The 26,857-nt window shown below is 42.9% G+C and carries 25 protein-coding genes; 10 read left to right on the top strand and 15 right to left on the bottom strand.

Translation table 11 applies throughout. The features are described from left to right. Nucleotides 1-317: 317 nt before the first annotated feature. On the top strand, nt 318-773 hold the full coding sequence (locus GMES_RS06000) for an RNA recognition motif domain-containing protein (protein WP_006991710.1): 456 nt from the start codon (nt 318-320) through the stop codon (nt 771-773). Between the two features lie 84 nt (nt 774-857). Here GMES_RS06000 and GMES_RS05995 read toward each other — a convergent pair whose 3' ends face one another. From GMES_RS05995 to GMES_RS05980, 4 genes are all read right to left on the bottom strand, one after another. Further along, on the bottom strand, nt 858-2,048 hold the full coding sequence (locus GMES_RS05995) for an amino acid aminotransferase (RefSeq protein WP_006991709.1): 1,191 nt from the start codon (nt 2,046-2,048) through the stop codon (nt 858-860). An 83-nt stretch (nt 2,049-2,131) separates the two neighbouring features. Beyond that, a complete protein-coding gene (locus GMES_RS05990) occupies nt 2,132-2,899 on the bottom strand; it encodes an NRDE family protein (protein WP_006991708.1) in 768 nt (255 codons plus the stop codon). A gap of 25 nt (nt 2,900-2,924) precedes the next feature. Beyond that, nucleotides 2,925-3,911, bottom strand: coding sequence for an FHA domain-containing protein (locus GMES_RS05985; protein WP_006991707.1), 987 nt, complete (start codon nt 3,909-3,911; stop codon nt 2,925-2,927). Further along, the gene (locus GMES_RS05980; RefSeq protein ID WP_033184838.1) at nt 3,902-5,158 is read right to left on the bottom strand and encodes a S1 family peptidase; all 1,257 of its coding nucleotides are present in this window, start codon (nt 5,156-5,158) and stop codon (nt 3,902-3,904) included. Before GMES_RS05980 ends, GMES_RS05985 begins: the two co-directional genes overlap by 10 nt. Nucleotides 5,159-5,283: 125 nt before the next feature. Here GMES_RS05980 and GMES_RS05975 point away from each other — a divergent pair, with 125 nt between their 5' ends. Together GMES_RS05975 and GMES_RS05970 are read left to right on the top strand one after the other, a co-directional pair. Then, nucleotides 5,284-5,916: a 1-acyl-sn-glycerol-3-phosphate acyltransferase gene (locus tag GMES_RS05975; protein ID WP_006991705.1), complete on the top strand. Its 633-nt coding sequence runs from the start codon at nt 5,284-5,286 to the stop codon at nt 5,914-5,916. Then, a complete protein-coding gene (locus GMES_RS05970) occupies nt 5,913-7,154 on the top strand; it encodes a cystathionine gamma-synthase family protein (protein ID WP_006991704.1) in 1,242 nt (413 codons plus the stop codon). The genes GMES_RS05975 and GMES_RS05970 overlap by 4 nt, the downstream gene beginning before the upstream one ends. 92 nt (nt 7,155-7,246) lie before the next feature. Here GMES_RS05970 and GMES_RS05965 read toward each other — a convergent pair whose 3' ends face one another. Next, nucleotides 7,247-7,642 carry an OsmC family protein gene (locus GMES_RS05965; RefSeq protein ID WP_006991703.1) on the bottom strand — a complete coding sequence of 132 codons (396 nt, stop codon included), beginning with the start codon at nt 7,640-7,642 and terminating at the stop codon, nt 7,247-7,249. 35 nt (nt 7,643-7,677) lie between these two features. Next, complete coding sequence (locus tag GMES_RS05960; RefSeq protein ID WP_006991702.1) at nt 7,678-8,511, bottom strand: CvfB family protein; 834 nt, start codon at nt 8,509-8,511, stop codon at nt 7,678-7,680. 172 nt (nt 8,512-8,683) lie between these two features. Between GMES_RS05960 and GMES_RS05955 the strand changes: the two genes are divergently transcribed. Together GMES_RS05955 and alr are read left to right on the top strand one after the other, a co-directional pair. Continuing rightward, nucleotides 8,684-9,541: a D-amino acid aminotransferase gene (locus GMES_RS05955; protein ID WP_006991701.1), complete on the top strand. Its 858-nt coding sequence runs from the start codon at nt 8,684-8,686 to the stop codon at nt 9,539-9,541. Nucleotides 9,542-9,550: 9 nt separating this feature from the next. Then, complete coding sequence (gene alr / locus GMES_RS05950) at nt 9,551-10,678, top strand: alanine racemase (protein ID WP_006991700.1); 1,128 nt, start codon at nt 9,551-9,553, stop codon at nt 10,676-10,678. Nucleotides 10,679-10,692: 14 nt separating this feature from the next. On the opposite strand, the gene cmoB is transcribed toward alr, so the two are convergent. Beyond that, on the bottom strand, nt 10,693-11,664 hold the full coding sequence (cmoB, locus tag GMES_RS05945; protein WP_006991699.1) for a tRNA 5-methoxyuridine(34)/uridine 5-oxyacetic acid(34) synthase CmoB: 972 nt from the start codon (nt 11,662-11,664) through the stop codon (nt 10,693-10,695). Between the two features lie 35 nt (nt 11,665-11,699). Further along, nucleotides 11,700-12,431: a carboxy-S-adenosyl-L-methionine synthase CmoA gene (gene cmoA, locus GMES_RS05940; protein WP_006991698.1), complete on the bottom strand. Its 732-nt coding sequence runs from the start codon at nt 12,429-12,431 to the stop codon at nt 11,700-11,702. A 271-nt stretch (nt 12,432-12,702) separates the two neighbouring features. Between cmoA and GMES_RS05935 the strand changes: the two genes are divergently transcribed. Next, nucleotides 12,703-13,341 (top strand): LuxR C-terminal-related transcriptional regulator, encoded by a 639-nt coding sequence (locus GMES_RS05935; RefSeq protein WP_006991697.1) that lies wholly within the window; start codon nt 12,703-12,705, stop codon nt 13,339-13,341. 64 nt (nt 13,342-13,405) lie between these two features. Here the strand turns inward: GMES_RS05935 and GMES_RS05930 are convergent, their stop codons facing one another. Then, nucleotides 13,406-14,839, bottom strand: coding sequence for a DUF5610 domain-containing protein (locus GMES_RS05930; protein ID WP_039986740.1), 1,434 nt, complete (start codon nt 14,837-14,839; stop codon nt 13,406-13,408). A gap of 148 nt (nt 14,840-14,987) precedes the next feature. On the opposite strand from GMES_RS05930, the gene trmA reads away from it, so the two are divergent. Beyond that, on the top strand, nt 14,988-16,085 hold the full coding sequence (gene trmA, locus GMES_RS05925; protein ID WP_006991695.1) for a tRNA (uridine(54)-C5)-methyltransferase TrmA: 1,098 nt from the start codon (nt 14,988-14,990) through the stop codon (nt 16,083-16,085). Here trmA and fabR read toward each other — a convergent pair. Continuing rightward, nucleotides 16,082-16,681: an HTH-type transcriptional repressor FabR gene (gene fabR, locus GMES_RS05920; protein ID WP_006991694.1), complete on the bottom strand. Its 600-nt coding sequence runs from the start codon at nt 16,679-16,681 to the stop codon at nt 16,082-16,084. The genes trmA and fabR overlap by 4 nt on opposite strands. A gap of 159 nt (nt 16,682-16,840) precedes the next feature. Here fabR and GMES_RS05915 point away from each other — a divergent pair, with 159 nt between their 5' ends. Next, the gene (locus GMES_RS05915; protein ID WP_033185038.1) at nt 16,841-17,968 is read left to right on the top strand and encodes an acyl-CoA desaturase; all 1,128 of its coding nucleotides are present in this window, start codon (nt 16,841-16,843) and stop codon (nt 17,966-17,968) included. 189 nt (nt 17,969-18,157) lie between these two features. Here the strand turns inward: GMES_RS05915 and GMES_RS05910 are convergent, their stop codons facing one another. Then, nucleotides 18,158-18,484: a hypothetical protein gene (locus GMES_RS05910; RefSeq protein WP_006991692.1), complete on the bottom strand. Its 327-nt coding sequence runs from the start codon at nt 18,482-18,484 to the stop codon at nt 18,158-18,160. A gap of 178 nt (nt 18,485-18,662) precedes the next feature. Between GMES_RS05910 and GMES_RS05905 the strand changes: the two genes are divergently transcribed. Continuing rightward, on the top strand, nt 18,663-19,172 hold the full coding sequence (locus GMES_RS05905) for a uracil-DNA glycosylase family protein (protein WP_083879583.1): 510 nt from the start codon (nt 18,663-18,665) through the stop codon (nt 19,170-19,172). On the opposite strand, the gene GMES_RS05900 is transcribed toward GMES_RS05905, so the two are convergent. After that, nucleotides 19,169-21,415, bottom strand: a complete 2,247-nt coding sequence (locus GMES_RS05900) for a bifunctional diguanylate cyclase/phosphodiesterase (protein ID WP_033184845.1) — start codon at nt 21,413-21,415, stop codon at nt 19,169-19,171. The genes GMES_RS05905 and GMES_RS05900 overlap by 4 nt on opposite strands. A 177-nt stretch (nt 21,416-21,592) precedes the next feature. Here GMES_RS05900 and GMES_RS05895 point away from each other — a divergent pair, with 177 nt between their 5' ends. Next, nucleotides 21,593-22,492: a TIGR03899 family protein gene (locus GMES_RS05895; RefSeq protein WP_033184846.1), complete on the top strand. Its 900-nt coding sequence runs from the start codon at nt 21,593-21,595 to the stop codon at nt 22,490-22,492. Here GMES_RS05895 and GMES_RS05890 read toward each other — a convergent pair. From GMES_RS05890 to GMES_RS05880, 3 genes are read right to left on the bottom strand one after another with little or no spacing between them, the layout of a single operon-like run. After that, nucleotides 22,489-23,259 (bottom strand): phosphoadenylyl-sulfate reductase, encoded by a 771-nt coding sequence (locus GMES_RS05890; RefSeq protein WP_006991688.1) that lies wholly within the window; start codon nt 23,257-23,259, stop codon nt 22,489-22,491. The two genes, GMES_RS05895 and GMES_RS05890, sit on opposite strands and share 4 nt — an antisense overlap. Continuing rightward, nucleotides 23,252-24,961 carry an assimilatory sulfite reductase (NADPH) hemoprotein subunit gene (cysI, locus tag GMES_RS05885; protein WP_006991687.1) on the bottom strand — a complete coding sequence of 570 codons (1,710 nt, stop codon included), beginning with the start codon at nt 24,959-24,961 and terminating at the stop codon, nt 23,252-23,254. Before cysI ends, GMES_RS05890 begins: the two co-directional genes overlap by 8 nt. Further along, nucleotides 24,961-26,793, bottom strand: coding sequence for an assimilatory sulfite reductase (NADPH) flavoprotein subunit (locus GMES_RS05880; protein WP_006991686.1), 1,833 nt, complete (start codon nt 26,791-26,793; stop codon nt 24,961-24,963). The genes cysI and GMES_RS05880 overlap by 1 nt, the downstream gene beginning before the upstream one ends. Nucleotides 26,794-26,857: the final 64 nt, after the last annotated feature.

Here is a 26,857-nt window from a genome sequence, read left to right as displayed (position 1 = left end):
TCTTGCATCACGCTGATTAAAGGCTTTAAAAAAGTCTTAAATCACCTGGTTAAAACCAGTGTCAGTGCAGCTGTTTTAGCGGCTGTCCCGAAGCGAGAGGCGCATTATAGAGATCCAATCTTAGAGCGCAACCCTTTATTTAAAAAAAGAGTTCAACTGCTGATTTAACAAACGAACTGACTAACTTTAGGGCTAAATGCTGGTATTTACCTCTATATAGATAAATGTAAAGGCTTATTAGTTGGCGAATTTGTAATAAATGGTTAACATAGCTAAGCCTTATATTCTTACAAACACATAATCTTTTAGGTAGATACATGAACTCACCCACTATAATAAATATAATTCTTTCCGTCGTTCTTGCTGTTGCAGGCTATTTACTAGTACCTGTTATAGCGGCTAACCTTGATCCTAGCCTCGCGCTAGCTATTGGTTTATTGCTTGGCGGTATTCTCGTCCCCATCATTGGTAGTCAATTTTCTGGTACTTCTTCTGTTGCACAACAGGCCGATGAAGAAAATAGTAAAACACTATATGTTGGCAACTTGCCTTATCGTGCAAATGAACAAGCTGTCCAACAACATTTTGAATTGCAAGGACAGGTTCACTCCGTTCGTTTGATGAAAGATCGCCGCACAGGTAAACGCAAGGGGTATGGCTTTGTTGAGATGACCGCCGCCGGCGCTGAGAAAGCGATTCAAAACTTGAATGACTCTGAGTTTCAAGAAAGAACGTTGAAAGTACGCATGGCTAAAGACAAAGTTGAAGAGTAAGCCACTGCTATAGTATGTAAATAATAAAAAAGCCGATGCAATGCATCGGCTTTTTTGTGTTTGAACGTTACTGACTATCAATAATTACAGTACTGATACTAATGCAGTCGCTAATGCGTCAACGTTACCTTTACTAATGCCTGCAATATTCACTCGACTTGAATCAACGAAGTAAACACTATGTTTATTACGCATCTCTTGAACTTGCTCAGGAGTAATACATAAATAAGAGAACATACCTTTTTGTTGCTTCACAAAACTAAAGTCTCTCTGGGCACCTTTATCTGTGAGCTTGTCTACCAATAGGCCGCGTAATGTTTTCATTCGCGTGCGCATTGCTTCTACTTCCGCTTGCCATTCTGTGCGCAATGATTCGTCGCTCAATATGATATCAACTAATGCACCACCATATGAAGGTGGCATAGAGTATATACCACGAGCAATTGACTGAATCTGAGTTTGAATCGCTTTACGCGTTTGCGTATTGGCGGTAATCATTGCGGCTAAACCTACACGCTCTCTATATAAGCCGAAGTTTTTAGAACATGAAGCGGCGATTATCACTTCTGGTAAATTTTCAACCAGTAAACGAAGTCCGTAAGCGTCTTGCTCAAGACCATCGCCGAATCCCTGATAGGCAACATCTACAAATGGAATAAAACCGGTTTTTTGTGCGAGCTCTAATACTGTTTTCCATTGCTCTGGTGTTAAGTCGGCACCCGTTGGGTTGTGACAGCATCCATGTAGCAACACTACATCACCTGATTTCACTTGCGCTAATGTTTCGACCATGCCGTCAAAATTGATGCTCGCATCGGCTTTATTGAAGTAGGGGTAAGTTTCAATTTTAAGGCCAGCATTACCAATGAGCGGAATATGGTTTGCCCAAGTTGGATCGCTTACCCAAACAGTGAGTTCACTGTCACAGCGTTTGATGAGCTCAGCCAGAATACGCAGTGCGCCACAACCACCAGGCGCTTGAACCGCTGCTACGCGATCTTCAAGCATCACCTTGCTACCTTTGCCTAGTAACAATTGCAGCATACCGTCGATATACCCTGGTACACCTTGAGGTGTGATATAGGTTTTAGAGTCTTCTTTGGCCAGTAATATCTGCTGAGCCTTGGCTACAGAAGATAAAATAGGTGTATGCCCTTGCTCGTCTTTATAAACGCCTACGCCCAAGTCAATTTTCAGTGGATTAGGGTCCGCTTTATATGCAGTTGATAATCCCAAAATAGGATCGGCGGGTAAGTGGGGCAATACTTCAAACATGATGTTCCTCTGAATTTATGGTGAATAGGCTAAACGGCAGACATTATGCCACCGACTGATGATTTTTCGAACTTAAAATACTGCTAATTTATATCGAAATGATAGCTATTTTCAGCAATACATTGCGCCTCACTATTAAAGGTTCGCTCTTGCCATGATACATGCTGCTGATTATCCACTAAAAGCAGCGTGGATGAGCGAGTGCCATACTCTGGGCTTTGTATAAAAATCGATGATAACTTACGCTCCCACTCGATAGGCACACCGGTTTGAGGCAATATATCATCCTGAGCTTTAGTCTGATTTTTGAGTAAAACAAATAAGCTTTCAACTTCTAACGTACGAGAGTTTTGGCAATACTCGGTTAACTGAGCCATGCCTTGTAATGTTTTCGGCCAAGGAGTGTTTAACTTTGCGTTGGATAAGCCATAAACCCCTGTTGTTAACTTCTCAGATTGAAGCGTATGATTGTTAAATACATTTAAGTTATTCCAATCACCATATAATAAATTAAAGCCATTATAGTTCTCGGCATCCGCTAACATCTTGGAAAGGTACGCGCTGCTTTTAGGGGAATGTTGCAGATACTGACTAACCAATTCCCCCCTACTTACTGCATTAGCTAGATTACGTTTGGGATCGCGAATATTGGTTAGTGCTGCAAGTTTACCTTGGGTATTAATTCCCATCCAAGTGCCACCAGCACGCAGATCTTTTCCAGCGAGAATGTTCGGCTGCTCTTCCCAAAAACACGACTCGCTTGTAGGTCGCTCAAAGAACTCATCCCGATTCGCAGCAACAATAAGAGGATAATCAGGGTGCTGATTTACAGCAATAAATAAAATACACATAAAAATATACTACTTGTTTAATGCGCTAATCATCGGCGCTTTGTTCAGCGAGGCCTTCGCGTTCAATACGCTCATCAAGTTCCATAAATAAGGTCCGTGAATTTTCAACGAATGTAGTTACGTCTGATGCTGGGCGCAGCTGATAGATAGGTGGTAACAAGATACTGTTGTAATCAGGCTTAGCGCTAAAGTCACTGCTACCCAACATGCCTATACTAACGACTGGTACTACTATCACTAAGGTCATCATTGAACCCACAATATTGCGCCGTTTATTGGTTTGGTGAAAAGCAAAAAACATGGATAACCAAATAAAACCAAACAACACCAGTGAATACACGATAAGTTCAACCCATACCAATGCTTCAGGTGCATTAAAGTTGAAAGAAAGTAATTTCCCTAACAAATATAAGCCGTAAAATATAAACAATGTAAGCCAGAGTATAGAAAACTGGCTTACTACCCTGCTTTCTTTGTTAAAAACTTTGCCCATTACAGCGAAGACGATAGGCCAAGCACTTAACAACGCCATTTGCCCCATTTCTTTAGGTAACATGTCAAATACATTGTAGGCTTCAACGCTATTGGTGAACCCAAACACCATGGACAACACTAAATAGGCTAACGTAAGTAAAATCGCCACTGCACTGCTAGACAGCCAATTCAAACTCTCTTCTAACTGGCTTAATGGTAAAGCGGCTGACACTGGCTGGTTTGTATTGACGACTTTTAGACGTGTTCGACCAAGCTTTAAAATATCGTTACCGTGCAGTTTGCCGCTCGCCATTGATTGCTTATTTACCAACGTGCCGTTTATTGTTTGGCAATCTTCAAAAAAAATAGAATGGTCTTGGCTGTCTTGGGTTATGCGAACATGCTCAGCACTGATATAGGGGTCTTCCAAACGCAAATCACAATGATGATCACGGCCAACCAAAATCTCAGGCTTGTTAAATTTAAAGTATTTTAATGTTTGGTCTTTACGTGAAAGCAACTCAAGCACTATTGCCATGCTATTGCTCCCACGAATTGTTTGGTAAATCGCATAGCTGATTCCTGACTCACCCCTGCTAAGGTAAAGTGGCTTATCAACCCTTGAGACTCGTGGTTCAATGTGGCTCCTATATATAAAACATCGTATAAATGTGCGAACTCTTTATATGCTCTCAAACATAAAATACTTTTGGTTTTGACATCGTGGGTATTGGCTACAATATCTTGTTTGCATTGATAGTTGCTCACGTCATTCTTGCCGGCCTGATTACCTGCACCAGCACCTGAAATACTGCCACTAAAGAAGTCATAAAAACGGTGCGCGCCAAATTCACCACTCTCAAGCCATTCAAACTCTATTTCTATACCGCCAGTACGTAGACCGCCATGAAGGAATATTTCTTCATCTAAACTACATCTATTTTCTACTGACAAATATAACGCTTCTTGATCAGCACTATTTGAATCTCCCCAACAAGAAAGCAATGCTCCTTCTAGGGTGGGTATTTTCGCGCCGCCTAATTCATTCGATTTCCATACCCCTTGCTCAAGACGTTCAAACAAACGTTGTTGATTTACCATTAGCTGGGAGGCAATAACCTTCTTGTAATCTTCTGGCGCTAATGGGGTGAAATTTTTTGTGCCAATTAATGCATGGATTTTAGTTAAGGGCACTAGAAAGCCGATCTGATTACCCGCGGTTGCGACATTAACACCAACAACTAGACCTTCAGGGTTAACAACTGGGCCGCCGCTCATGCCCGGGTTAATTGAGCCAGTGAAATGAATACGCTGATAGAAACTGTTCTTTTTAACACCGTTAAAGGTACCTGGTACCACAATCATGCCTAAGTCATGTGGATTCCCAAGTGAATATATGCTGCTACCCTGCTCAGGTAGTGAAGAAGATAGTGAGAAGAAATCAGCGCTATTACTGCCACTTTTGACCTGCACTAACGCAAGATCATTAACTACATCAATGTTGACCAGCGACAAATCACCAACCGAGCCATCAGCAGCGAGATACTCAATACGATATTTTTCAGGAAAATAAACGAATTCAGAGACAACGTGATAATTCGTTACCAGTACACCTGAGTCATTTATTTGAAACCCAGAGCCAATTGAAGACTTGTTACCTGAACCCAATTCAATAATTCGAATTTGATATAGTGCACTTTGGTAATGGCTAAAAAGATTTTGCGCCGTCTGCTGAGCAAAGCCCATTGCGCTGTATAGGGCCAGCGCGAAAAACATATATCTCAAAATTCTATATTCCTTTTTTATTATATATTGGAGCCGCTGGAGTGCATAAGTTGGATTGGCACTCGACAATGCCGATGACATGACGGATCATTCATCTAGTGTAAAGTGGTACAGCTAAGAAAGAAATGGCTAGCAAATTAAATACTCCTGACTTGAGTGAGGATTTACCGCGCGTTGGTAACGCCTTTAGTTGTTGGTTAGGTAGAGCAACGCTTAAACTCATGGGTTGGCAATTTAGTGGTAAATTTCCCAAACATAAAAAGATGATAATCGCCGTGGCTCCACATACTTCGAACTGGGATTTCGTCATTGGTATAGCCGTCGCGTTTACGCTAAAGCTTAAAATTACCTTCTTTGCGAAAAGCAGCTTATTTATTCCACCATTTTCGGTGTTACTCAGTCGTTGGGGTGGGCTACCTATAAAACGCCAAAAAGCGCATGGCATGGTAGAGCAAATGTCGGAGAAAGCTCGCCAAGCGGATAAAATGATTCTGTGCCTCGCCCCTGAAGGTACACGCGGTAAACGCGAAAATTGGAAAACAGGCTTTTTACATATCGCTTATAACGCTGACATGCCCGTGTTCTTAGTCGCATTTGATTATAAGAAAAAGCGAATTGAATTAGGTCCTGTGCTAACAATAAGTGAAAATATACCATTAGAACTACAGCGCATTTATCAGCATTATCACACTGTGCATGCTAAATTTCCTGATAAAGTAGCGACCAACTTAACGCCCCCAAGCGGAGACAAAGATTGAAAGACAAAGGTTTTACCACCCGTTTAGTACACGCAGATAGAGTGATTAATAAACCGCAAAACGGAGCGGTGCATCAAGCAACAAATAATTCCGTTTTGTTTGCATTTGATAACGCACAAGACCTAGTCGATGTATTTCAAGGCAAAGCAGCAGGTCACGTATACTCACGCTCCTCTTCTGCATCAAGTGTGTCATTACAAAATATTCTTAATGAACTAGAAGGTGGCGTGGGTGCCATTACCTTCTCAACGGGAATGGCAGCCATCAGTGCAACGTTTTTGAGTTTGCTTCGCGCTGGCGACCACATCATTATGAGCCAATTTTTGTTTGGCAATACCAGCAGCCTTGCCAGCACATTGCAAGGATTCGGTATAGAGATAAGCTTCGTTGACGCAACGGATGTGCAAAACGTGATTGCAGCTATAACTCCAAATACCAAATTAGTGTATGCCGAAACCATAGCTAACCCTGCCACCCAAGTATCTGATTTAAGTGCCATAGGCCAGTTATGTAACGAACAAAAATTGCTGTTTATCGTTGATAACACTATGACGCCTGCCAATATTTTCGATCCCAAAAGCGTCAAGGCTTCACTGACTATCGCTTCATTAACTAAGTATGTATCAGGTCACGGTAATGTGCTTGGCGGTGTCGTTGTTGACACTGGTTTATTTGACTGGAGCGGATTCAACAACATATTGCCTATTTACCGCACCGCGGATACCCAGCAATGGGGACTCACGCAAATTAAGAAACGCGGACTTAGAGACATGGGGGCAACCTTGTCTCCTGATGCGGCCCACAGCATATCCATAGGTCTTGAAACGCTGGCTTTGAGGGTGGAGAGAATTTGCCAGAATGCGCTGCGTCTGGCGACCTACTTACATGGTCATGAACATGTTCAACACGTTTACTATCCAGGTATAGCAGACCACCCACAACATTATATAGCGCGAGAACTATTCACAGGTTATGGGGGAATAGTCAGTATCGATCTAGTTGAACATATCGACCCGCTCGCATTTTTAAATGAGCTTAAGTTAGTGTTGTGCGCGACACATTTAGGGGACACCCGTACATTAGGTTTACCCGTCGCCCAGACTATTTACTTTGAAAACACTGCCGAGCAAAGAGCCGATATGGGTATTAATGATAATATGCTGCGTTTTTCGATTGGTATTGAAGACGTAGACGATATCGTTGCGGACTTCGAACAAGCCTTTGCCGCACTGGTGTAAATCGTCTTAGCTGACTTTATTGGTGAGATGAATAAATGACGAGTTGAACATAGCGACCTTGTTCAACTCGTTTACGGTACTCGGATTTTTAACTAGGGCTGTATACTAAAACTGGTCGTGATCTTAACTTTTCCTTCTAACATCAACATGACTGAGCAGTATTTTTCAGCTGATAGCTGAACGGCTCGTTGAATGTGCTTCTCACTTAGGTTTTCGCCACTGACAACATAATGGGCATGAATCTCAGTAAACACTCTTGGGGCTTCATCTGCACGCTGAGCATCGAGTTGGCATTCGCAGCCGGTAATCCCTTGACGTGATTTTTTAAGAATTTCCACTACATCAATGGATGAGCACGCGCCAACGGCCAATAATACCGCTTCCATAGGGCTAGTCTGGCTGCCATCACCGTCCATTTCGATGGTTTTTCCTGTGTCAGTTTCACCAACGAATTTCATATCTGACTGCCAACTAACGGTCGCTTTCATTTTTTACTCCACTGCAAATAAATACTGCTTATAATCTATTTTATTAGGGTGATTTTGCTCTTATCAAGCAATATGCGTTTTTGCTTGTATAAAGCGCCTAGCGCCTTCTTGTATACATTTTTACTGACATTGAAGCGTTTTGATATTTCTTGCGCTGAGCTTTTATCCGTCAAGGTTGAAATACCGCCATGGGCCTCGAGGTCGTCAATAATTTGTTCTGCTAAATCTTTGCGTGCGCCATCATCGTGAAACTGAAAACACAGATCAATTTTATTGTCTTCACGGATACGTTTAATAAAGCCTGTCGTGCGCTCACCCATACGCAAAGGTTTAAACACTTCATCTTTGAATATCAAACCTAAGTGACTGCCATTTATCACCGCTTTGTATCCCATATCGGTGCGACCGCAAATCAATAAATCGACTTCTTGCTTAGGCGCAAAGTTCTGGCCTTCTTCAAATAAGAAGTCACGTAGACGCGTGGATGCAGCGACTTTGCCTGTTTCATCATCAAAATACACGAATACCACGTAAGACACGCCCTCTGCCATCGGGAAGTCTTGCTCACTATAGGGCACCAGAATGTCTTTATCGATACCCCAATCTAAAAACGCACCTACACTATTTACACTCACCACCTTTAGGAAGGCGCATTCATCTACCTCAGCCAAAGGTGTTTGCGTGGTGGCGATCAAGCGACTGTCGCTATCGTGATAAATAAAGACGTGGCAGGTATCACCAATTTTACAATCTTCGGCAGCAAACTTAGTGGGGAGCAGAACCTCACCATCGTCTCCACCATCAAGGTAAAATCCGAAGGGTACCTGTTTAATTACGTTTAATGAGTTGAACTTACCAATTTGCAGCATAAAACCTGTCTGTGTTGAGCAATAGAAGCGAACCTTATTGTACCTGATATGAAGGATATTCACGGTAAAAATTCAAATTTGCTAACAAAGTAGCTTAATTCATTATAAAAATTCGTGGCATAATCTGCATTCAACGGCCCTTATTCCAATGCTATTTTTTTGAGTCTTAACTATGAGCATCGTATTTTTAAATGGGGAATATCTCCCCCAAGAACAAGCTAAAATTTCACCGATGGACCGCGGGTTCTTATTCGGCGACGGTATTTATGAAGTGGTGCCTACTTATCAAGGTGAAGCTGTTGGCTTTATTCCTCATATTGAACGCATGCAATCGGGTTTGGCGTCTATTGGTATTCAACTTGATTACACAGTAGAAGACTGGCAAAAGATCATTCAAACATTGATCGCGAAGAACGAGTCCGGGAACCGCGGAATTTATCTCCATGTTAGTCGCGGTACTGATACCAAACGTGCTCATGCATATCCGACAGGCATCGAACCGACGGTATTTGCCTTTTCATTCGAAATTCCGCCTGCGCCCGCGCCAGACAAAGAAGGTGTAAAAACCTTCAATGTCACCAGCAGTGAAGACTTGCGCTGGAAGCGATGCAATATTAAATCGACCTCGTTACTTGGCAATGTTATGCATTACCAACAAAGCCAAGATCTTGGTATGCAGGAAACCATACTTTTTAATCAACAGCAGGAACTCACCGAAGCAAGCTCATGCAACGTATTTGTTGTCAAAAATAACGTGATCGCTACTCCCGCTTTAGATAACCAGCTGTTACCTGGTGTTACTAGAAAGTTGCTGTTAGCCATTTTACGTGAGCACAGCTCATTTAAGGTTGAAGAGCGTGTTATCACGATGGAAGAAGTGCGCGACGCGGATGAATTATGGCTGACCAGCTCATCCAAAGAAGTAGCTCCTATTATAACGCTTGATGGTACTCCGGTTGGTAACGGTTCTGTCGGTGATGTATGGCTGCAAGCACAAGCCTTGTTTAGCCAATATAAATATCAGTATTAAAGGCCGTTAATGCCACGCCCTATTTCGATCACGGTAGATCTTGATGCTATCCGTCAAAACTTCGCATATGCAAATGCTCTGGGTGTTAATGCCTCAGAAAGTTCTGCCAACGGCCATCAGAGCAATACTCTTGCGGTCATCAAAGCTGATGCCTACGGCCACGGCGCAGTAGCAACAGCACGCGCTCTTGATGGCAAAGCCGCCCTACTTGCGGTTTCGAGTATCGAAGAAGCCGTAAGTTTGCGTCAACACCATATTAAGACTTCCATTTTATTGCTTGAAGGCTGCTTTTGCCCTAGTGAATTAAGTGTTGTAAATGAATTAAATCTACAAATTGTTATTCACAACCAAAAGCAAATTGAAGATGTGCTGGCCCAAGTATTAGCAAAGCCAATCAATATATGGTTGAAGATAGACACTGGCATGCATCGCCTAGGCATACCCGTCTCAGAAGCCTTAAGGGCCTACACTCAACTGGTATCCAGTAAGAATGTGCGTTCGGTTATGCTTATGACGCACTTTGCTACATCTGACCAACCCGAACACCCTTTGCTGCTGAGTCAAATAGAATCAATACAAAAGCTTGCTGAGAAAGTATCGGCGCAGCCGTCATACGCAGGTTGTAGCTTAGCCAATTCAGCTGCCCTACTTGCTACACCGAAAAGTATTAGCACTTGGAACCGCCCAGGGATCATGCTGTATGGTATTAGTCCCTTCAACCAAAGTGATATTAGCGCTTTACCACTCATTCCGGCGATGACCTTTTGCTCAAAAGTGATTGCATTAAGACGCGTCGCGACCGGCGAGTCAGTAGGATACGGCGCAGCATGGACAGCGAAGCGACCAAGCGTTATCGCCACTGTGGCAGCAGGATATGGTGATGGTTATCCTCGAACGGCTAAGTCTGGCACCCCAGTTATGATCAATGGCCAGATAGCGCCGTTAGCAGGTCGTGTTTCGATGGACATGTTGTGCGTTGACGTCACTCAATTAATCGATATTAGTGAAGGTAGCCCAGTCGAGCTTTGGGGCAAAAATATACCGGTTAATGACGTGGCCACTTGGGCGGATACATTAGGATATGAATTAGTCACCCGAATGCCAACGCGCGCCAAACGGGTATTTATTAACGAGTAAATTAAACACGTATGCTATCGCTCAGCCACAACAACGGCGCGCTGGGGTGCAGGGTAGCCTTCAATGGTTTTTGAGTGATCTTGCGGATCAAGAAAATCAACCAAAGATTGACTGTCCATCCACTGCGTTGCGCGTTGCTCTTCTATCGTAGTTTTTGCTAAATCTACCACGCGCACATTTTTAAAGCCCAGTCTTTTCATCCATAAACATAAGGCATCTGTACTAGGCAAAAACCATACGTTGCGCATTTGAGCGTACCTGTCCCCGGCCATCAAGACAGTATTTTCATCTCCCTCAACAACAAGTGTCTCAAGAATTAGCTCGCCGCCGGGGCGCAACTGATTTTTTAGCTGTTGTAAAAAATCGAGTGGGCTCTTTCGGTGATACAGTACCCCCATCGAAAAAACCGTATCAAAGGCATTTTTTTCAGGTAGCTGCTCAACACCTACGGGCAATAAATGAATACGTGGGTCGGGGTTAAAATGCTTAATAGCTTGAAACTGCATTAAAAATAACTGAGAAGGGTCGGCCCCTACCACCATTTTGGCGTTTTCTCCTAGCATGCGCCACATGTGGTAGCCACTGCCGCAACCAACATCAAGTACATAACGATTCTCTAACGACTGTATATGCGGTTGTACTCTCTCCCACTTCCAGTCAGAGCGCCACTCTGTATCTATATGAATACCATGAATATGAAATGGCCCTTTACGCCACGGCATAAACTGCTTAAGTAAGCCAATGATTTGCTTTTGCGTATACTCGTTTATCTCGCTTTGCAGCCCAAATTCAACCTTCTCCTTGAGTTCAATTACACTAGGATGAGTTTGAGGCAACTTATTAAGCAGCTTTACCCACTTGTTGAAATCACCGTGTAGCTGTTCTTTTTGCCAAGTGGAAATCTGCCCAGGTAGAAGCTCTAACCAAGCACTGAGCGGGGAGTCGGCAATTTCTTTGTAAAACTGATTAAACCAAGGAACTGACATGAACGGCGCCTGTAAAGTAAATTAATGAAAAAATGTTAGTTTTTGATCGCGACAATGGAGGCAAAGTTAAAACACTGAAACCACAATACGACATCATCGAAACCAGCATTTCGTAATCTGGTTTGATGCGCCTCAAACGTTTCAGCCCGCAGAATGTTTTCAATTGATTCACGCTTTTGACTTATCTCTAGTTCGCTATAACCATTACGCCTTTTAAACTCATGATGCAGGTCAATTAATAGCTCATTCCCTTGCTCTGATACGTGGCGAAGTTTCTCAGAAAGTATGAAAATTCCCCCTGGAGCCAAGCCGTCGTATATGGTTTGAATAATCTGATCGCGCAGCGCGGGTTCAATAAATTGCAATGTGAAGTTCATTACTACGATTGATGCATTTTCGATGTCGATATTTTGCAAATCATCGCAAATCACTTTAATAGGAGTATTCGCTTTATACGCTTTAACGTGCCGAGCACAACGCTGAGCCATGGCTTCAGAGTTATCTATCGCAATAATACTGCAGTTATCAGCCACCACGTATTTAGCCGCAGCTAAACTCACTGCACCAAGAGAACAACCGAGATCATATATATTTGAATTGTTTGTAGCATAGCGTCCTGCCAATTGACCAATTGCATCGACAATGGTGTTATAACCCGGCACAGAGCGCTGGATCATATCCGGAAAAACCTCTGCTACTGTATCATCGAAACGGAAATCACTTACCTGTTGGGGTTGTGAATAGATGGCATCTTTGCTTGATTGCATGTAATTGATAATGATTGTGAAAAATTAGCGTAATTCTACCCGCAGCCAGTAAACCACGCAATTTTCTTGTCTATTTGCACAATGGATCGAGAGGATCGTAAAAAATCATTTGATATAAACAAACTGCGTGAGGTATTTGTTACATCATACTTACGCCTTCTGATAGAATGTGTCACATAAATTGCAGGGAAGTTAATTAATCCCTTCATTAATCAAGACTAAAGTATTAGTCTTGTTACTTAATATTGAATTATTTATTGAAGGCAAATAAATGGCAAAGTTTTTAATTGCAGATGATCATCCGCTATTTCGCGAAGCTTTAGTTGGTGCACTAAGTCCACTGTTTGAAGATATTGAGATTTTGCAATCCGACTCGCTCGACTCTACATTAATGACGCTCCATGAAAACCCAGATATCGATTTAATATTACTCGATTTGCACATGCCTGGATGTGAAAACTTCTATGGTCTGATTCGAGTCACTCAGGATTATCCAGAAATTCCGGTTGCGGTCGTCTCGGCTAGTGACTCTATTGAAGTTGTTTCATACGTGATGAGCTTCGGCGCAAAAGGGTTTGTACCTAAGTCTAGCCCTACTTTGATGATTGCTGATGCCTTGAAGACAATCATGAGTGGTGAAATTTGGTTAACTGAAGAGTTAAAAGCACAGATTGCCCAAATTGATGGTGAAGAACTTAATTTAGCACAACGAATTGCAGAGTTAACACCTAAGCAATTTCAGGTATTGAAGCTAATCCATGATGGTTTGTTGAATAAACAAATTGCTCACGAATTAAATGTCACTGAAGCGACCGTTAAAGCGCATATCAGTGCAGTATTTAGAAAACTAGAAGTCAACACTCGAACTCAAGCAGTACTGCTGCTTAAAAAGTTAAATTTAGAAGATTAGTCCTCACATCTAAATAACGTTAGTCATCTTTAGTGACTAACGTTATGTTTTTCGCTCTAGCGAGCTATTCGCTCTGGCTCGTTCCTGAGAAGTTTAACGGTAAACCGTTCAATAGCTTTTGATTAAAACTGTGAAAACGTTGAATCGCAGAAATTAAATCTGGAGTGTGAACATCGCCCATTTGATTAATCAATCCATTAATCAAATCATCATACTGTTCCCCGCTCTCTAGTTTCTGTCTCGATTGCTCAAAAACATCCAACATCTTATCTAGATAATGCGCTACCGGTTTAACCGTCTTATTAGGGTCACCTCTAGGGTCGTCTTCACTGAAATGAGAAACCGATTCATACGCCTGAATAGACTGAGTCTGCTCTTGTCTAGTTAATTGTAAAGCAAAACCGGTTAGCTCTTTTTCATCGTATCCTAGCTTTAATGCTTGATTGAATGCTGACTCAATATCGCCGTTGAAGAATTCATCAGCCAAATCACTGGCGTCAGCAACCAACGTACCTATCGCCTTTAATTCGTCTTCGTCTAATTCCCCCTGCACAGTGAAAGACAGTGCATTACTGTTAATGTGCTCATAACGTTGCGTTGAGGTGACTTTAGCTGTCACGTTGTTATTCGCATCATCACTTGCTTGTGCTGAAGATTGCGTATCGCCTGTTTGCTCAGCGCTATCAAGGCTCGGTTCATCAGCCAAGTCGCGTTGGGCTATATTTTGTTCATTGCTTACCGATTGAGGCTTCGATGGCTCTACTGGTTGCTGAAATATTTGTTCTTCTTCAACTTTTACCAGCAATTTTTGGTTTAACTCAAAACTTTCCAAGTCTTCGAAGCGAATGTTAACTTCGTCACCATCCAACGTACGGATACGTAATTCACCAGTGTCACGGCGTTGATAGTTCACTTGATTCTCCAGCGAAACTTTAGACGTACCGACATCGCTTGCTTCTTGAGTTTCTGGGAAAATCGACTCTCTTAGCTTTTGTAATCCCGTATCTATCAATTCTTGGCTTCGGCTGATCCCGTTTTTGATGTCATCATTCATCACACCAGCGAGATCTTTTTCAGCCATACCAATGCCTTTTAATACCCCCGAACGAGCTTGTTCAAAAAGCGCATTCAGAGCATCGTCGTCAGCGCCTTTTCCCTGAGCATTTTTGATTGCGCCACCGACAAAATTCAACACATTGCGAGCGACTTCTTCAAAGTCGAATAAGCTTTTATTCGTCCCTTCTTCATCAGCTTGCTGGGGTACTCTAAGCTGAAGTTTGCTTGCCCCAACCGATACACTGTGGTTCATAGAATTAGTTAATACTTGGCCCGCAAAAAAACTCTGAGAAGATAATGCCCCGCTCAGGGACGCCTTATCACCCGCCAGAGTGCTTGCTTGCTCAAGACCTGAATCACGCAATTGGTTCTGAAAGCTATTTGCCTCTCCCAAGTGCGCCGGCTTTTCACGCATGAAAGCCTTAATTTCATTAATGTTCATTTGTGCCACCTCACTTTCCTCAACTAAGTTATCGGCCGCATGCTGGCTAAATTTAGTACAATTCATCGCAATCCAAAACTAATATTGCACAAGCGCTGAAAACACTTACAATCCCGCGCTCGTTAATAACATCATCTGGAGAATTGCCGTGCGCCCAACCGAAATTAACCCTGCGGACTATGAACAACAACTCGCTCAAAAAGTTAATAGCGTGCAACAGGCCTTCAAAACATTTTCGATGCCAGCATTAGAGGCGTTTTCATCAGCACCTCTGAATTATAGGATGCGCGCCGAATTCAGGATGTGGCACGACGGAGATAACTTAGATCATGTCATGTTCGACCAATCAACAAAGCAAAAGTATGCAGTAAATCAGTTTCCCCCTGCCAGTATCGTCATCAATGAAGTGATGGTGAAGTTATTAGCATTAGTCAAAAAGAATGAAGTATTACGTAGAAAGCTGTTCCAAATCGATTACTTGAGTACGCTTACCAATGAAATATTAGTCACCTTGGTGTATCACAAACCTTTAGAAGATGAATGGCTAAAAGAAGCAAAATCATTGCGTGCATTGTTAAGAGATGAATATAAAATCGACATAATTGGCCGCGCGAAAAAGCAAAAAGTGCTGTTAGACAAAGATTATGTACTAGAAGCGCTTCCAGTGAATGGTCGGCTGTACACGTTTAAACAAATTGAAAATAGCTTCACGCAACCAAATGCTGGGGTAAACAGCAAGATGCTTGAGTGGGCGTTAGATGTTACCCAAGATTGCCAGGGCGATTTGCTTGAATTGTATTGTGGTGCTGGGAATTTCAGTCTTCCTCTGGCACAAAACTTTCGACAAGTATTAGCAACCGAAATATCTAAATCTTCGGTTGCTGCGGCGCAAGATAATATCCGTTTAAATAACATAGAAAACGTGACTATCTTGAGGATGTCGAGCGAAGAGTTTGTGCAAGCACTAAACAATGAACGCAGCTTTAGGCGTTTAGAGGGTGTCAATTTACAGGATTACGATTGCCAAACAGTCCTAGTGGATCCTCCGCGATCTGGCCTTGATAACGACACACTAGACATGATCAAAGGGTATCAAAACATTGTGTATATTTCGTGTAACCCTGAGACACTCAAAAATAACTTGGCAGTATTGAGCGAAACACATAATGTAGTTCGATTTGCTCTGTTTGATCAATTTCCATATACACATCATGTGGAGTCAGGAGTTTACTTGCAAAAGCGCTAAACGCCTGCGGCCTCTTTGGCCCCATTAGCGATAAATCGTAGCTGCAATTTAACGCGCTGAGCCAACACTGCTTGTTGTTCGGCGCCTGAGTCTAATGCTTCTGCGCCAGCACTAAAGACAAGTTTAACCATTGCTTCTGCTTGTAAGTTCGCATACTGATAGGGCAACCCTGTTGTGCTCATAGTGTAATCTGTTAGCTCAACAATAAAGTGCTGAATTTCCCGTAATACAGCGGCACGAAATGCCAGAGACGTCCCGGTATGTTCACGAAGCAGCAACCGGAAAACATTGCTATGGGCGCAAATGAACTCCATAAATGTATCCACTGACGTGTTTATTACTCCCCCTCCGGAGGCTATTCGCAATCGAGCTTGACGCATCAATTGCCTTAGGTTTAAGCCAGCCTCATCGACCAATGTCAAACCAAGCTCGTCAATGTCTTTAAAATGTCGATAAAATGAGGTCGGTGCGATGCCAGCTGCGCGAGCTACTTCACGCAAGCTGATGCTAGACAAACTTCTTTGCTCGTCTAGTAAACTAAAAGCTGCATCTATAATGGTTCGTCTCGTCTTAAGCTTTTGTTCTTGACGACTCACGTTACGCCCCTGTTAAATTTTAATTCCTTTATATTATCCATATTTAACGCGAATCAGCACGAAGTAATAAGGTTCAGCACAAGAAATAGCTTGCTAAATGCGCGTTTGCTAGATAGATTAGCGTACAAGTGTAAGCTGAATAAAGTACTGCTTTTTGTAATGGAAAAACCCCGTTTAATTCTCACTAATGTTTTAGTCTTCGTGATTACTGGACTAGTCGCACTCTTTCTTGTGCCTTACGTTGCTCTAACCCAAGGGTTCGACGGCGCAGAGATCGCTGCGTGTATTATTCTTATTTATTTCTCAGGAATGTCTATCACCGCTGGGTACCACAGGCTGTGGGCGCATAAAGCCTATGAAGCCAATACCTTTGTCAGAGTCGTGCTGGCTATTGGCGGAGCAATGGCCCTTCAAAACAGCATATTACATTGGGTTTCTGATCACAGGATCCACCACAGACATGTGGACGACAACGATAAAGACCCGTATTCGGCCAAACGTGGCTTCTGGTATTCACACATGGGTTGGATGCTTCGCGAATATCAGATACATCGCTATTCTGATTATAGTAATTGTAAAGACCTTCAAAAAGACAAGGTCGTTGTATGGCAGCATAAGTACTACCTTCCAATCATGCTAATCTCTAACTTTGGCATCCCAATGGCACTAGGTTGGTTGAATGGGGACGTGCTTGGCATGGTGTTGCTTGCTGGCTTTTTCCGCCTAGTGGTGGTTCATCATGTGACGTTTTTTATTAATTCTCTTGCCCATATTTGGGGACGTCAACCTTATACAGATAAAAACACAGCCCGCGATAATGACATTTTAGCTTTTTTCACCTTTGGTGAGGGTTACCATAATTACCACCACATATTTGAATATGACTACCGCAATGGCATTAAATGGTGGCAGTTTGACCCAACTAAATGGCTAATACGAGGGTTATCGTTTATCGGTTGGACCAAAAACTTACGCCGCTGTCCAGAAGAACGCATTGAGAAAGCGAAGATGGCGATGCAATTGCAGCGCGCCCAACAGAAGTTATCTGTGCTCCCTAATGCCGAAGAGATACTGCATAGTTTACAGCAGGAATATGATGCAATCCTGCACAAAATGGGCGAAATGTACGCCACAAAAAAACGCTTAATGGAAATTCGCAAACATAAGTTGAAGCGTAATTACGAGAAACTAGAACTAGATTTTAAATACCGCGAACTTAAATACAATTTAGAGCTACGAAAGCAAAAATGGCTGCAGCTGTATCAAGTAAAATACCAAATGGCTTAGTATTTCAAAGCTCCCACAAGGGGGCTTTTTTGTATGAGAGTTAAAGTGATTTAAAAAGAAGTGAAATAACTAAAGTGTTGAAACAACTTACGTAGCCAAACAGTAAGTCTAAAAGCTAAAAAACCGTTCAATGTGAACTTGAGCCTACATTGAACGATTCAGGTGTTTAATTAACCAAGTACAGTCTTATTATTCAGCGACGTTAAGCACCAATAGCTCTGATTCAGCTAGTGCATCTTTGTGGGCAATGACGTTGATACGCATGTCTTTCTCAAAAAATTGTATTGTCGCGATTGCATTAGCATCTTGCACTTGCGTTTTTTGAGTGATATCAGATTGCATTTCACGAAACTTAACATTTTGTTGAATTTTGCTAGCGATACATGAACCGTCAATAGCAAATGTGGTAGATTCCATGCAGTCAAATAATCTGTTGTTCTGAGTTTCAGCTTGTGCTAACGCCGCGCCGAATGCGCTTAAGATGCCTACAATGATAAATGATTTGATTCTTAACATAATGATTTCCTCGATAATTCGCTTAACAAAGCGCTAAGCATCGCAATCCAACGTGGAAACAAATCGATTCTTAAACCACAGGATTATGACAATAATATGACAAAACTGTCTTTTTTGGAAGGAATATTAAATCACCGACTTTGACGACGCTAGAAAATGCCATGTATGCAAAGCCCATTTGCCCCTGAGTCCTCGCCCAATCATTCAAGGAAATCAGCGTTCAAAGATACTTATCGTAGGTCAAGCTCCTGGTATAAAAGCACACGAAACGAACAAACCATGGAATGATGCTTCGGGCGAACGTCTGAGGAAATGGCTGAATCTAAACGTTCAGCAATTTTACAATCCAGACAATATTGCAATTCTGCCGATGGCATTTTGTTATCCAGGAAAAGCTTCAAGTGGTGACAAACCACCGCGTAAAGAATGCGCACCTCTTTGGCACAAGCGTCTCATTAGCTCCATGCAAATCAAACATGTTTTATTGATTGGTCAGTATGCTCAAAACTATTACTTGCAGGATAAGCGGTCTTTGACGGAAAGAGTAAAAGATTGGCAAACGTACCAACCAAGGTTTTTCGTTTTGCCTCATCCGTCTCCACGGAATAACATATGGTTGAAGAAAAACCCTTGGTTTGAGCAGCAAGTGGTACTAGCGATGCAGCACGCCATCGCTAAAATTATCTAGTATCTACCGGGATTAGGCCCTTTCTGCTGCCCTATAAATGTCAACAACTCATCAAATGGCATTGGTTTAGCGTACATGAAGCCTTGCGCTTCATCGCAACCAAGCTTGAGTAAATAGTTGGCTTGTTCTGGCTTTTCAATACCTTCAGCAATCGTTCTAAGTCCCAACTTCGCCCCCAAAGTAACAATGGTTTCAGCGATAAAAGCCGACTTATTGGGGCTTATTTCATTGACAAACGCCCTATCGACTTTCAAACGATCAAGAGGGAGTTGTTGCAAATAGCTCATTGAAGAAAAACCAGTCCCGAAGTCATCTAACGCTACCTTAACGCCAAACTCTTTCAGTTCATTTAGCGCTTCAACTACGAGTTGGGGTTCATCCATTACTATGCTTTCAGTGATTTCCAACTCAATACACTCAGGATCTAAATCATTGTTTATTATTGCTTTCTTAACTAAGTTGATAAACGCAGGGTCACGGAATTGAGGCATAGATATATTCACTGCCATGCGCAAGCCTTCGAATCCTGCTTCTGTTAGCAACCTTAGTTTTTCACATGACTCCTGCATAACCCATGCGCCAATATCTATGATTAAGCCTGAGTATTCAGCCAGTGGCACAAATACCGCGGGGGAGACGAATCCCCCATCAGAAGACGGCCAACGAAGTAGCGCTTCCATTCCAATGATGTCTTGAGTAACTAAGTCAATTTGCGGCTGATACCACAATTGTAATTTTCGCTCAGCGAAGTCTGTACGCAACTGACGGATCATCTCTAAGCGCCACGTCGTTTGCTCTTCCATTTCTGGGGCATAATACTCAAAATTCGTTTTTAGGCTTTTTTTCGCCCTATTTAACGCTATGTTGGCGTGCTTAAGTATATTGATACCCGTATTCTTTTTGCCATTAAACCGACAAAAGCCAAATGCCGCGCTAAGCGGTAGCATATGGTCGCCAGCCTCAAATGAGTTATTAAACAAAGCCTGAAGCCTAGCAGGATTGACTTCTCGCTCTGTGCCGACAACGGCGAATACGTCCGAGCCGATTCGTCCCAGCGCTGCCGCTTTTGGAAAAGTGGATTCAATACGTTGGGCTAAGGCCAATAAGGTATCGTTACCAGTATCCTGACCTAGACCGTCATTGATGTCGGCGAAATGATTAATATCAATCAAAGCAACCACATCATTAGCATGCTCTGAATCATTACTGATATCGTCTAGGCGGTTAATAAATTCGATTCTATTTGGCAACTTGGTTAGCCAATCTTTAAACGCAGCAGTATGCAATTGGTGGAATAAATTAACGTTTTCATAACCTACTGAAATGCTTGCTAAAAACACTTCGATCAGCTGTTTATAGGCTTCGGAAATTTGTTGACCGACTTTTAAGAAAACGGCTGCGTCATATTCAGAGCTTTTCAAATAAAGCACGGTGAAGTTATCGCCGTATATGTGACGCTGTTGTTGAAGGCATTCATTAACCGATTGCACTATTTTTTCATCGTGCAGATTATCAATCTTTTTATTGATATAACTTGCGAACTCTCCTGCAGCACCTAAAACGTAGACGGCATTTTCATCTTTATCGATAACTGATCCAGCTCTGGCGCATACAACTCCTGATGAGTCCAGACCGATAAGCGAGCTTATTTGTGTAACCACGCCTTCACAAAATCGATTAATTGAGTGTTCTTCAAGTAAATTTGCGGCCGAGTGGATGATTTTTTCTAAACCAATACGACTTTGATTGATCGTTAGAATTTGTTGGTATGAGCGTAATGAGGCGATAATGGTTGTGACAAGTTTGCTACGTGTTAACTCTGTTTTCGTCTTGTAATCGTTGATGTCGTATTCTTTGATTACGCTTTCTTCAGGTGCATAACCAGGTTGCCCTGTACGCAAAATGATTCTAGGCTCTGTTAACCTGAATTCATTTCGCATAGTTTGGGCCACTTGCAAACCTGCATCGTCAGTTTCCATAACGACATCAAGCAGAATAATCGCTAAAGTAGAGCCAAGGGACTGAATAACTTCAAGCGCTTCTGCCTTGGAATAGGCGTGATAAAAGGTCAAGTTTCGGTCATTAAGCACTAAATCAGAAAGGGCCAGCCGTGTTACCGAGTGGATTTCCTCATCGTCATCAACCACCAGTATATTCCAGCTTCCTGCAAATTCAGTGTTGTCAGCCGTGTTCTCCTCAGAGAGAAAAATTAGCTCGTCATTCTCATATTCCATTGGACACATTTAGTTTACGTTTCTCTTGAGTTTACCTGACCACTACAGCAGTATTTCTTAAGTTTAGCTAAATCCTGACTAAATCAAAATTAGTTCGCTCAATATATTACCAGACGCCATGCTACTAGGAACAAGCATACTATGGTAAATAATATTTACTAGATAAGATATTTGAATAAATTTCCTATGAAAATAGACAATCAAAATACACCGACCCCCGTGCCTGTTGAAAAGGTCAAAAGTAAGCCCTCGACTGAGGTTAGCTCCAGCGCGGAGTCGCCAGTCAAGGGGCCTCAAGATGTCAAGGGCACTGCGGCACGGATGACACAATGGTTTGCGCAAATTGGCGTATCACTGCCTTATCAAGGTATGCGTGCTAATAGCATAGAAAGTAGAGTACAAAGGCGGCAGAAAATAGCAGCCCAACGTAAGCTAAACAATATAGAAAGTGTTTTCGAAAAGGCACTAAAATACTGTATTGATGAAGGGGAGAATGAGCGTCTCGACCCAGATTGGTTTTATAACTTTGCCAATATGGCAGAGGAGATACATTCGCCGGCCATGCAGGAATTATGGGGAAAAATTTTCGCGGTAGAAACAAACCGCCCCGGCAGTTTCTCGCTTCGCACACTGCTCATTTTAAAGCAATTAACACAAAAAGATGCCCAAACATTTCGCCGAGCAGTCGCTTTGTCGAGTAGACGACAAGGTGACACAACGCCGAAATTACTTACAGGGTTTTATCAGCAGCCTTCCATACTTGCCATGTTCAGGTTGCGCAAAGAGCAGCAGCTCAACCTTGCGACCTTTGGCCTTAGCTATCCCGATTTGCTTTCGTTGATGGATTTAGGGCTGATACACCAAACTGAAATTGAATCAGGTGCATGGCCAGTTAATTCAGTGGTGGAATGGAGAAGTAATGGCCAGGTTTTCCAATTGACTGCGAGAAAACCTGGTACCACTTTGAAATATTATAAGTTTACCACCTCAGGGGCGGAGCTTTTTACTTTGGTGGGGGCAAACAAGCAAGCAAAGTATATAGAAGCGCTGAAACATATTTTGCTCAACGCATTTGTCGTCAACTAAATACCGTCACCATCACCAAATTCATGCAAGCCACATTCGCGTTTTAAGCCAAAAAATCGAGTGTCTTTCTCGTCCATACCTTCTTGCAAGGAACGCGTAGTGTGCCAATCACCGATCGATACATAGCCTTGCTCCCATAATGGGTGATAGGGCATGTCATGCTCTTTTAAATAATAGTGAACGTCTTTATTACTCCAGTCTAAGATAGGATAGACCTTCATTTGTCGCGTCAATTTTTGCAATATTGATAGCGATTCACGCATTTCTGACTGACTACGGCGCAACCCAGCGAACCAAGTTTTTACGTCTAACTCAGCAAGCGCTTGCTGCATGGGCTGCACTTTATTCAACTTATTGTACTGCTCAATGCCGTCGGCACCGTTTTCCCACAATTTGCCGAAGCGTGCTTCTTGCCAAGCGCCTGACATGGGCGCTCGGTACACTTGCAGGTTGAGGTTCAAGCGCTCAGTTAGCTCATCAATAAACTGATAGGTTTCAGGGAATAAGTAACCTGTATCCGTCAATACCACTGGAATATCAGGGAATTGCTGAGTCAACATATGTAACATTACTGCAGCTTGCGCACCGAAACTTGAAGACAACATAAAGGTTGCCTCCAGGTTTTCCAGTGCCCAGGTCACGCGCTGAACCGCACTTTTCGCTTCCAACTGCTGGTTCAGCTCTTCTAAAGAAACCTGCGTTAAAATCTTAGGTGTACCGTCGTTTGGCTCGGCATTTTGCGACGACTGCAACGTTACATTACGCATAAAAATCCTCAGCGGAATTCACCACTTCTGCGATAACACCTGTGCGAATAACAAAGTCACCAAATGATTCGTCACCTTGAGCTTCTTTTGCCCACAGGCCGATCAATACATCTAGCTCGTCCATAATTTGCTGCTCGCCAATGTTTTCTTTATACATTTTCGGAATTCGCGTGCCTTGTCGGTTTCCGCCTAAGTGCAAATTGTATTTGCCCGGTCCTTTCCCCACTAAACCGATTTCAGCCAGCATAGAACGACCACAACCATTCGGGCAGCCGGTAACGCGATAAATAATGCTCTTTTGCGCAATGTCGTGTTTCGCTAATATGCCCTCTAACTGAGTAACGGCTTCAGGCAAATAGCGCTCAGCCTCAGCCATTGCCAAAGGACAAGTAGGTAAAGCAACACAAGCCATAGAATCTTTGCGCTGGGCTGACAGCTCGTCTTCGATCAAACCATGAGCTCTGGCTATTTCTTCAACTTTCGCTTTGTTCTGCTCGCTGACGCCCGCCACAATTAGGTTTTGATTAGCCGTTAAGCGGAAATCACCGTCGTGTATCTTGGCAATTTCAGCACAGCCTGTTTTCAAAGGCTTACCTGGGTAATCTAAAATTCGGCCATTTTCAATAAATAGGGTTAAGTGATGCTTACCGTCAATACCTTCAACCCAACCAATACGATCTCCACGCTCAGTAAAATCATATGCCTGACTTTCACCAAACGTTACGCCTGAACGCTTTTCGACTTCGGCTTTAAAGTTTTCTACCCCTACTCGTTCAAGGGTATATTTAGTTTTTGCATTTTTACGGTTAACTCGGTTACCCCAGTCGCGCTGCGTGCTAACGACTGCTTCAGCAATCGCTAAGGTGTCTTCCACTTTAATAAAACCAAAGTCGCTTGCCTTACGCGGGAATGTAGCGTGGTCGCCGTGGGTCATAGCCAGACCACCACCGACTAACACATTGAACCCGACTAACTTTCCATCTTTAGAAATGGCAATAAAGTTAAGATCGTTAGCGTGCACATCCACATCGTTTAAAGGAGGAATAGCCACCGTTGTCTTAAATTTACGCGGCAAGTAGTTCGAGCCTAAAATCGGTTCGTGATCTGTAGTTTCTTTTTTCTCGCCATCAAGCCATATTTCTGCATAAGCACGCGTTTTAGGCAGTAAATGTTCACTGATTTTAGTTGCCCACTCATAGGCTTCTTGGTGCACAGCCGACTCAATAGGATTTGAGGTACATAACACATTTCGATTAACATCACCGGCCGTGGCAATTGAATCAATACCGACTTGATTAAGCGTTTGATGCATCAATTTTATATTAGGTTTAAGCACACCGTGAAATTGAAATGTTTGGCGCGTCGTCAAACGAATACTGCCGTACAGCGATTTTTCTTCGGCGAATTTATCAATTGCTAACCATTGCTGAGGCTTAATAATGCCTCCTGGCAAACGCGCACGTAACATGACATTTTGTAATGGCTCAAGCTTTTGCTTAGCACGTTCGGCGCGCAAGTCACGGTCGTCTTGTTGATACATACCGTGAAAACGAATTAACTGGAAATTGTCACCCACAAAGGCACCGGTTAAATCATCTTTTAAATCTTCAGCGATAGTCCCACGTAAAAAATTGCTTTCACCTTTAAGGCGTTCGTTGTCGGCAAGCTTGCCCTCTACAACGAATTTATTGTCTGTCGTCATTAATAAACGTCCTTCTGATAACGTTTTGCTCTGCGCAATGCAGTTAAATATTCTTCGGCAGCTTCAGCGCTCTTAGCACCGTGCTTTTGTACGATTTCGACAAGTGCGGCATGCACGTCTTTAGCCATATGATTCGCATCACCACACACATAAAAATGCGCACCCTGTTCAAGCCATGCAAATACTTCAGCACCTTGCTCTAATAATCGATGTTGAACGTATATTTTATCTTCTTGGTCACGTGAAAACGCCAAGCTAACTTTGCTGAGCACCCCGTCTTTTACGAAACGCTGCCACTCTGTTTGATATAAAAAGTCTTGAGTGTAATTTGGGTTGCCAAAGAACAACCAGTTTTTCCCCTCAGCCTCTTGCGCCTCACGTTCTTGCATGAATGCTCTAAAAGGGGCTATGCCGGTGCCTGGCCCAACCATGATGACTGGGGTATCTGAACTTTCAGGTAAACGGAAGTTGTCATTCTTCTCAACAAAAACTTGTACTTCACCGCCTTCTTCTAAGCGCTGAGCTAAGTAACTCGACGCGCCACCTTGATGAATCTGGCCATGTGCATCGTATTCAACTAATGCCACCGTTAAATGCACCTCGTCTTCAACTTCCGCTTGGCTCGAAGCAATCGAGTAAAGACGCGGAGTCATACCACGCAGCATATCAACCAACGCTTGAGGATCTGCTTTTGCTGGATATTGGCGCACAATATCAATGATTTGACGTTCGCCTAGAAAAGCCCGTAAGCCTGCTTTGTCTTCGAGTAAGGCATTCAATTCAGGATTATTCGCAATCTCAGCATACGCGGTCGTAAATGACGGATAGCTCTGGGTTAACTCACGCTTTTCAATCAGTACATCACGTAGAGCAAAAGTTTCACCGCTTATGGTAACGTCAGCCTCACCTTCAACGCTAAGCAAGTCAAGTAACTCGTCTACCATGCTAGGGTCATTTTTGAACCAAACACCTAATGCATCACCCGGGCGATATTGAATGCCTGAGTCTTCAAGTGAAATTTCAATGTGCCTGATGTCCTTGACTGAGTCACGGCCGGTTACTTTTTGGCTTTCTAACAAACTCGCTGTAAAAGGGTTTTTCTTAGAATACTGAGCTGTGGCTACTGACAAGCTGGGCTTGCCAATATGAGGCATGGCTACCACATGTGAATTGCCTTTAGCTTTAAGCTCATCTTGAACTTTATTTAAAACTTGGTCACCCCACGCTTCCGCGGCGTCATCGTAATCCACATCACAGTCAACGCGATCGGCAATACGCTTTGCACCTAATTCATTAAGCTTTTTGTCAAAGTCTTTGGCGGTCTGGCAGAAAAATTCATAGCTGCTGTCTCCTAGGCCTAAAACTGAGAAGCTCAAATTAGGTAATTTAGGGGCTTTTTTGCTTGAAAGAAAATCATGCAACTCAATGGCATCATCTGGCGCATCCCCTTCACCATGGGTGCTGACAATGACCACGACGTGTGATTCATTCTTCAGTTGTTTCGCTTTGTAGTCAGCCATATTGACCAACTTGGCTGCAATGCCCGCTGAATCAAGCTTGGCTTTGTAACCTTGAGCCAATGCCTTAGCGTTACCCGTTTGAGAGCCGTAAAGAATGGTAATGAATTTATCCACACCCGCTGCATCGCCAACTACTGGGTTTGCTTGAGGGATCGTTGCACCAACCTGAGTCTGAGCTAGCCCAGCCAGATAACCACTTAACCAACCTAATTGCGATGGTGTGAGTGACGGCGTCAATTGATTAAGCTGCGCCCACTGGGTATCACTTAATGCGGTAGTAGAACCTAAATTTTGCTGTGTATTTGATGACATAATATCGCTAACCTCGAATGCTATGGCACTAGGTTAGCGATCTATGTTCATAACCGGAAAGAAT

This window comes from Paraglaciecola mesophila KMM 241 (genome assembly GCF_000315015.1).
GTDB classification, from domain to species: domain Bacteria; phylum Pseudomonadota; class Gammaproteobacteria; order Enterobacterales; family Alteromonadaceae; genus Paraglaciecola; species Paraglaciecola mesophila.
This window is presented reverse-complemented; position numbering and strand designations above follow the sequence as displayed.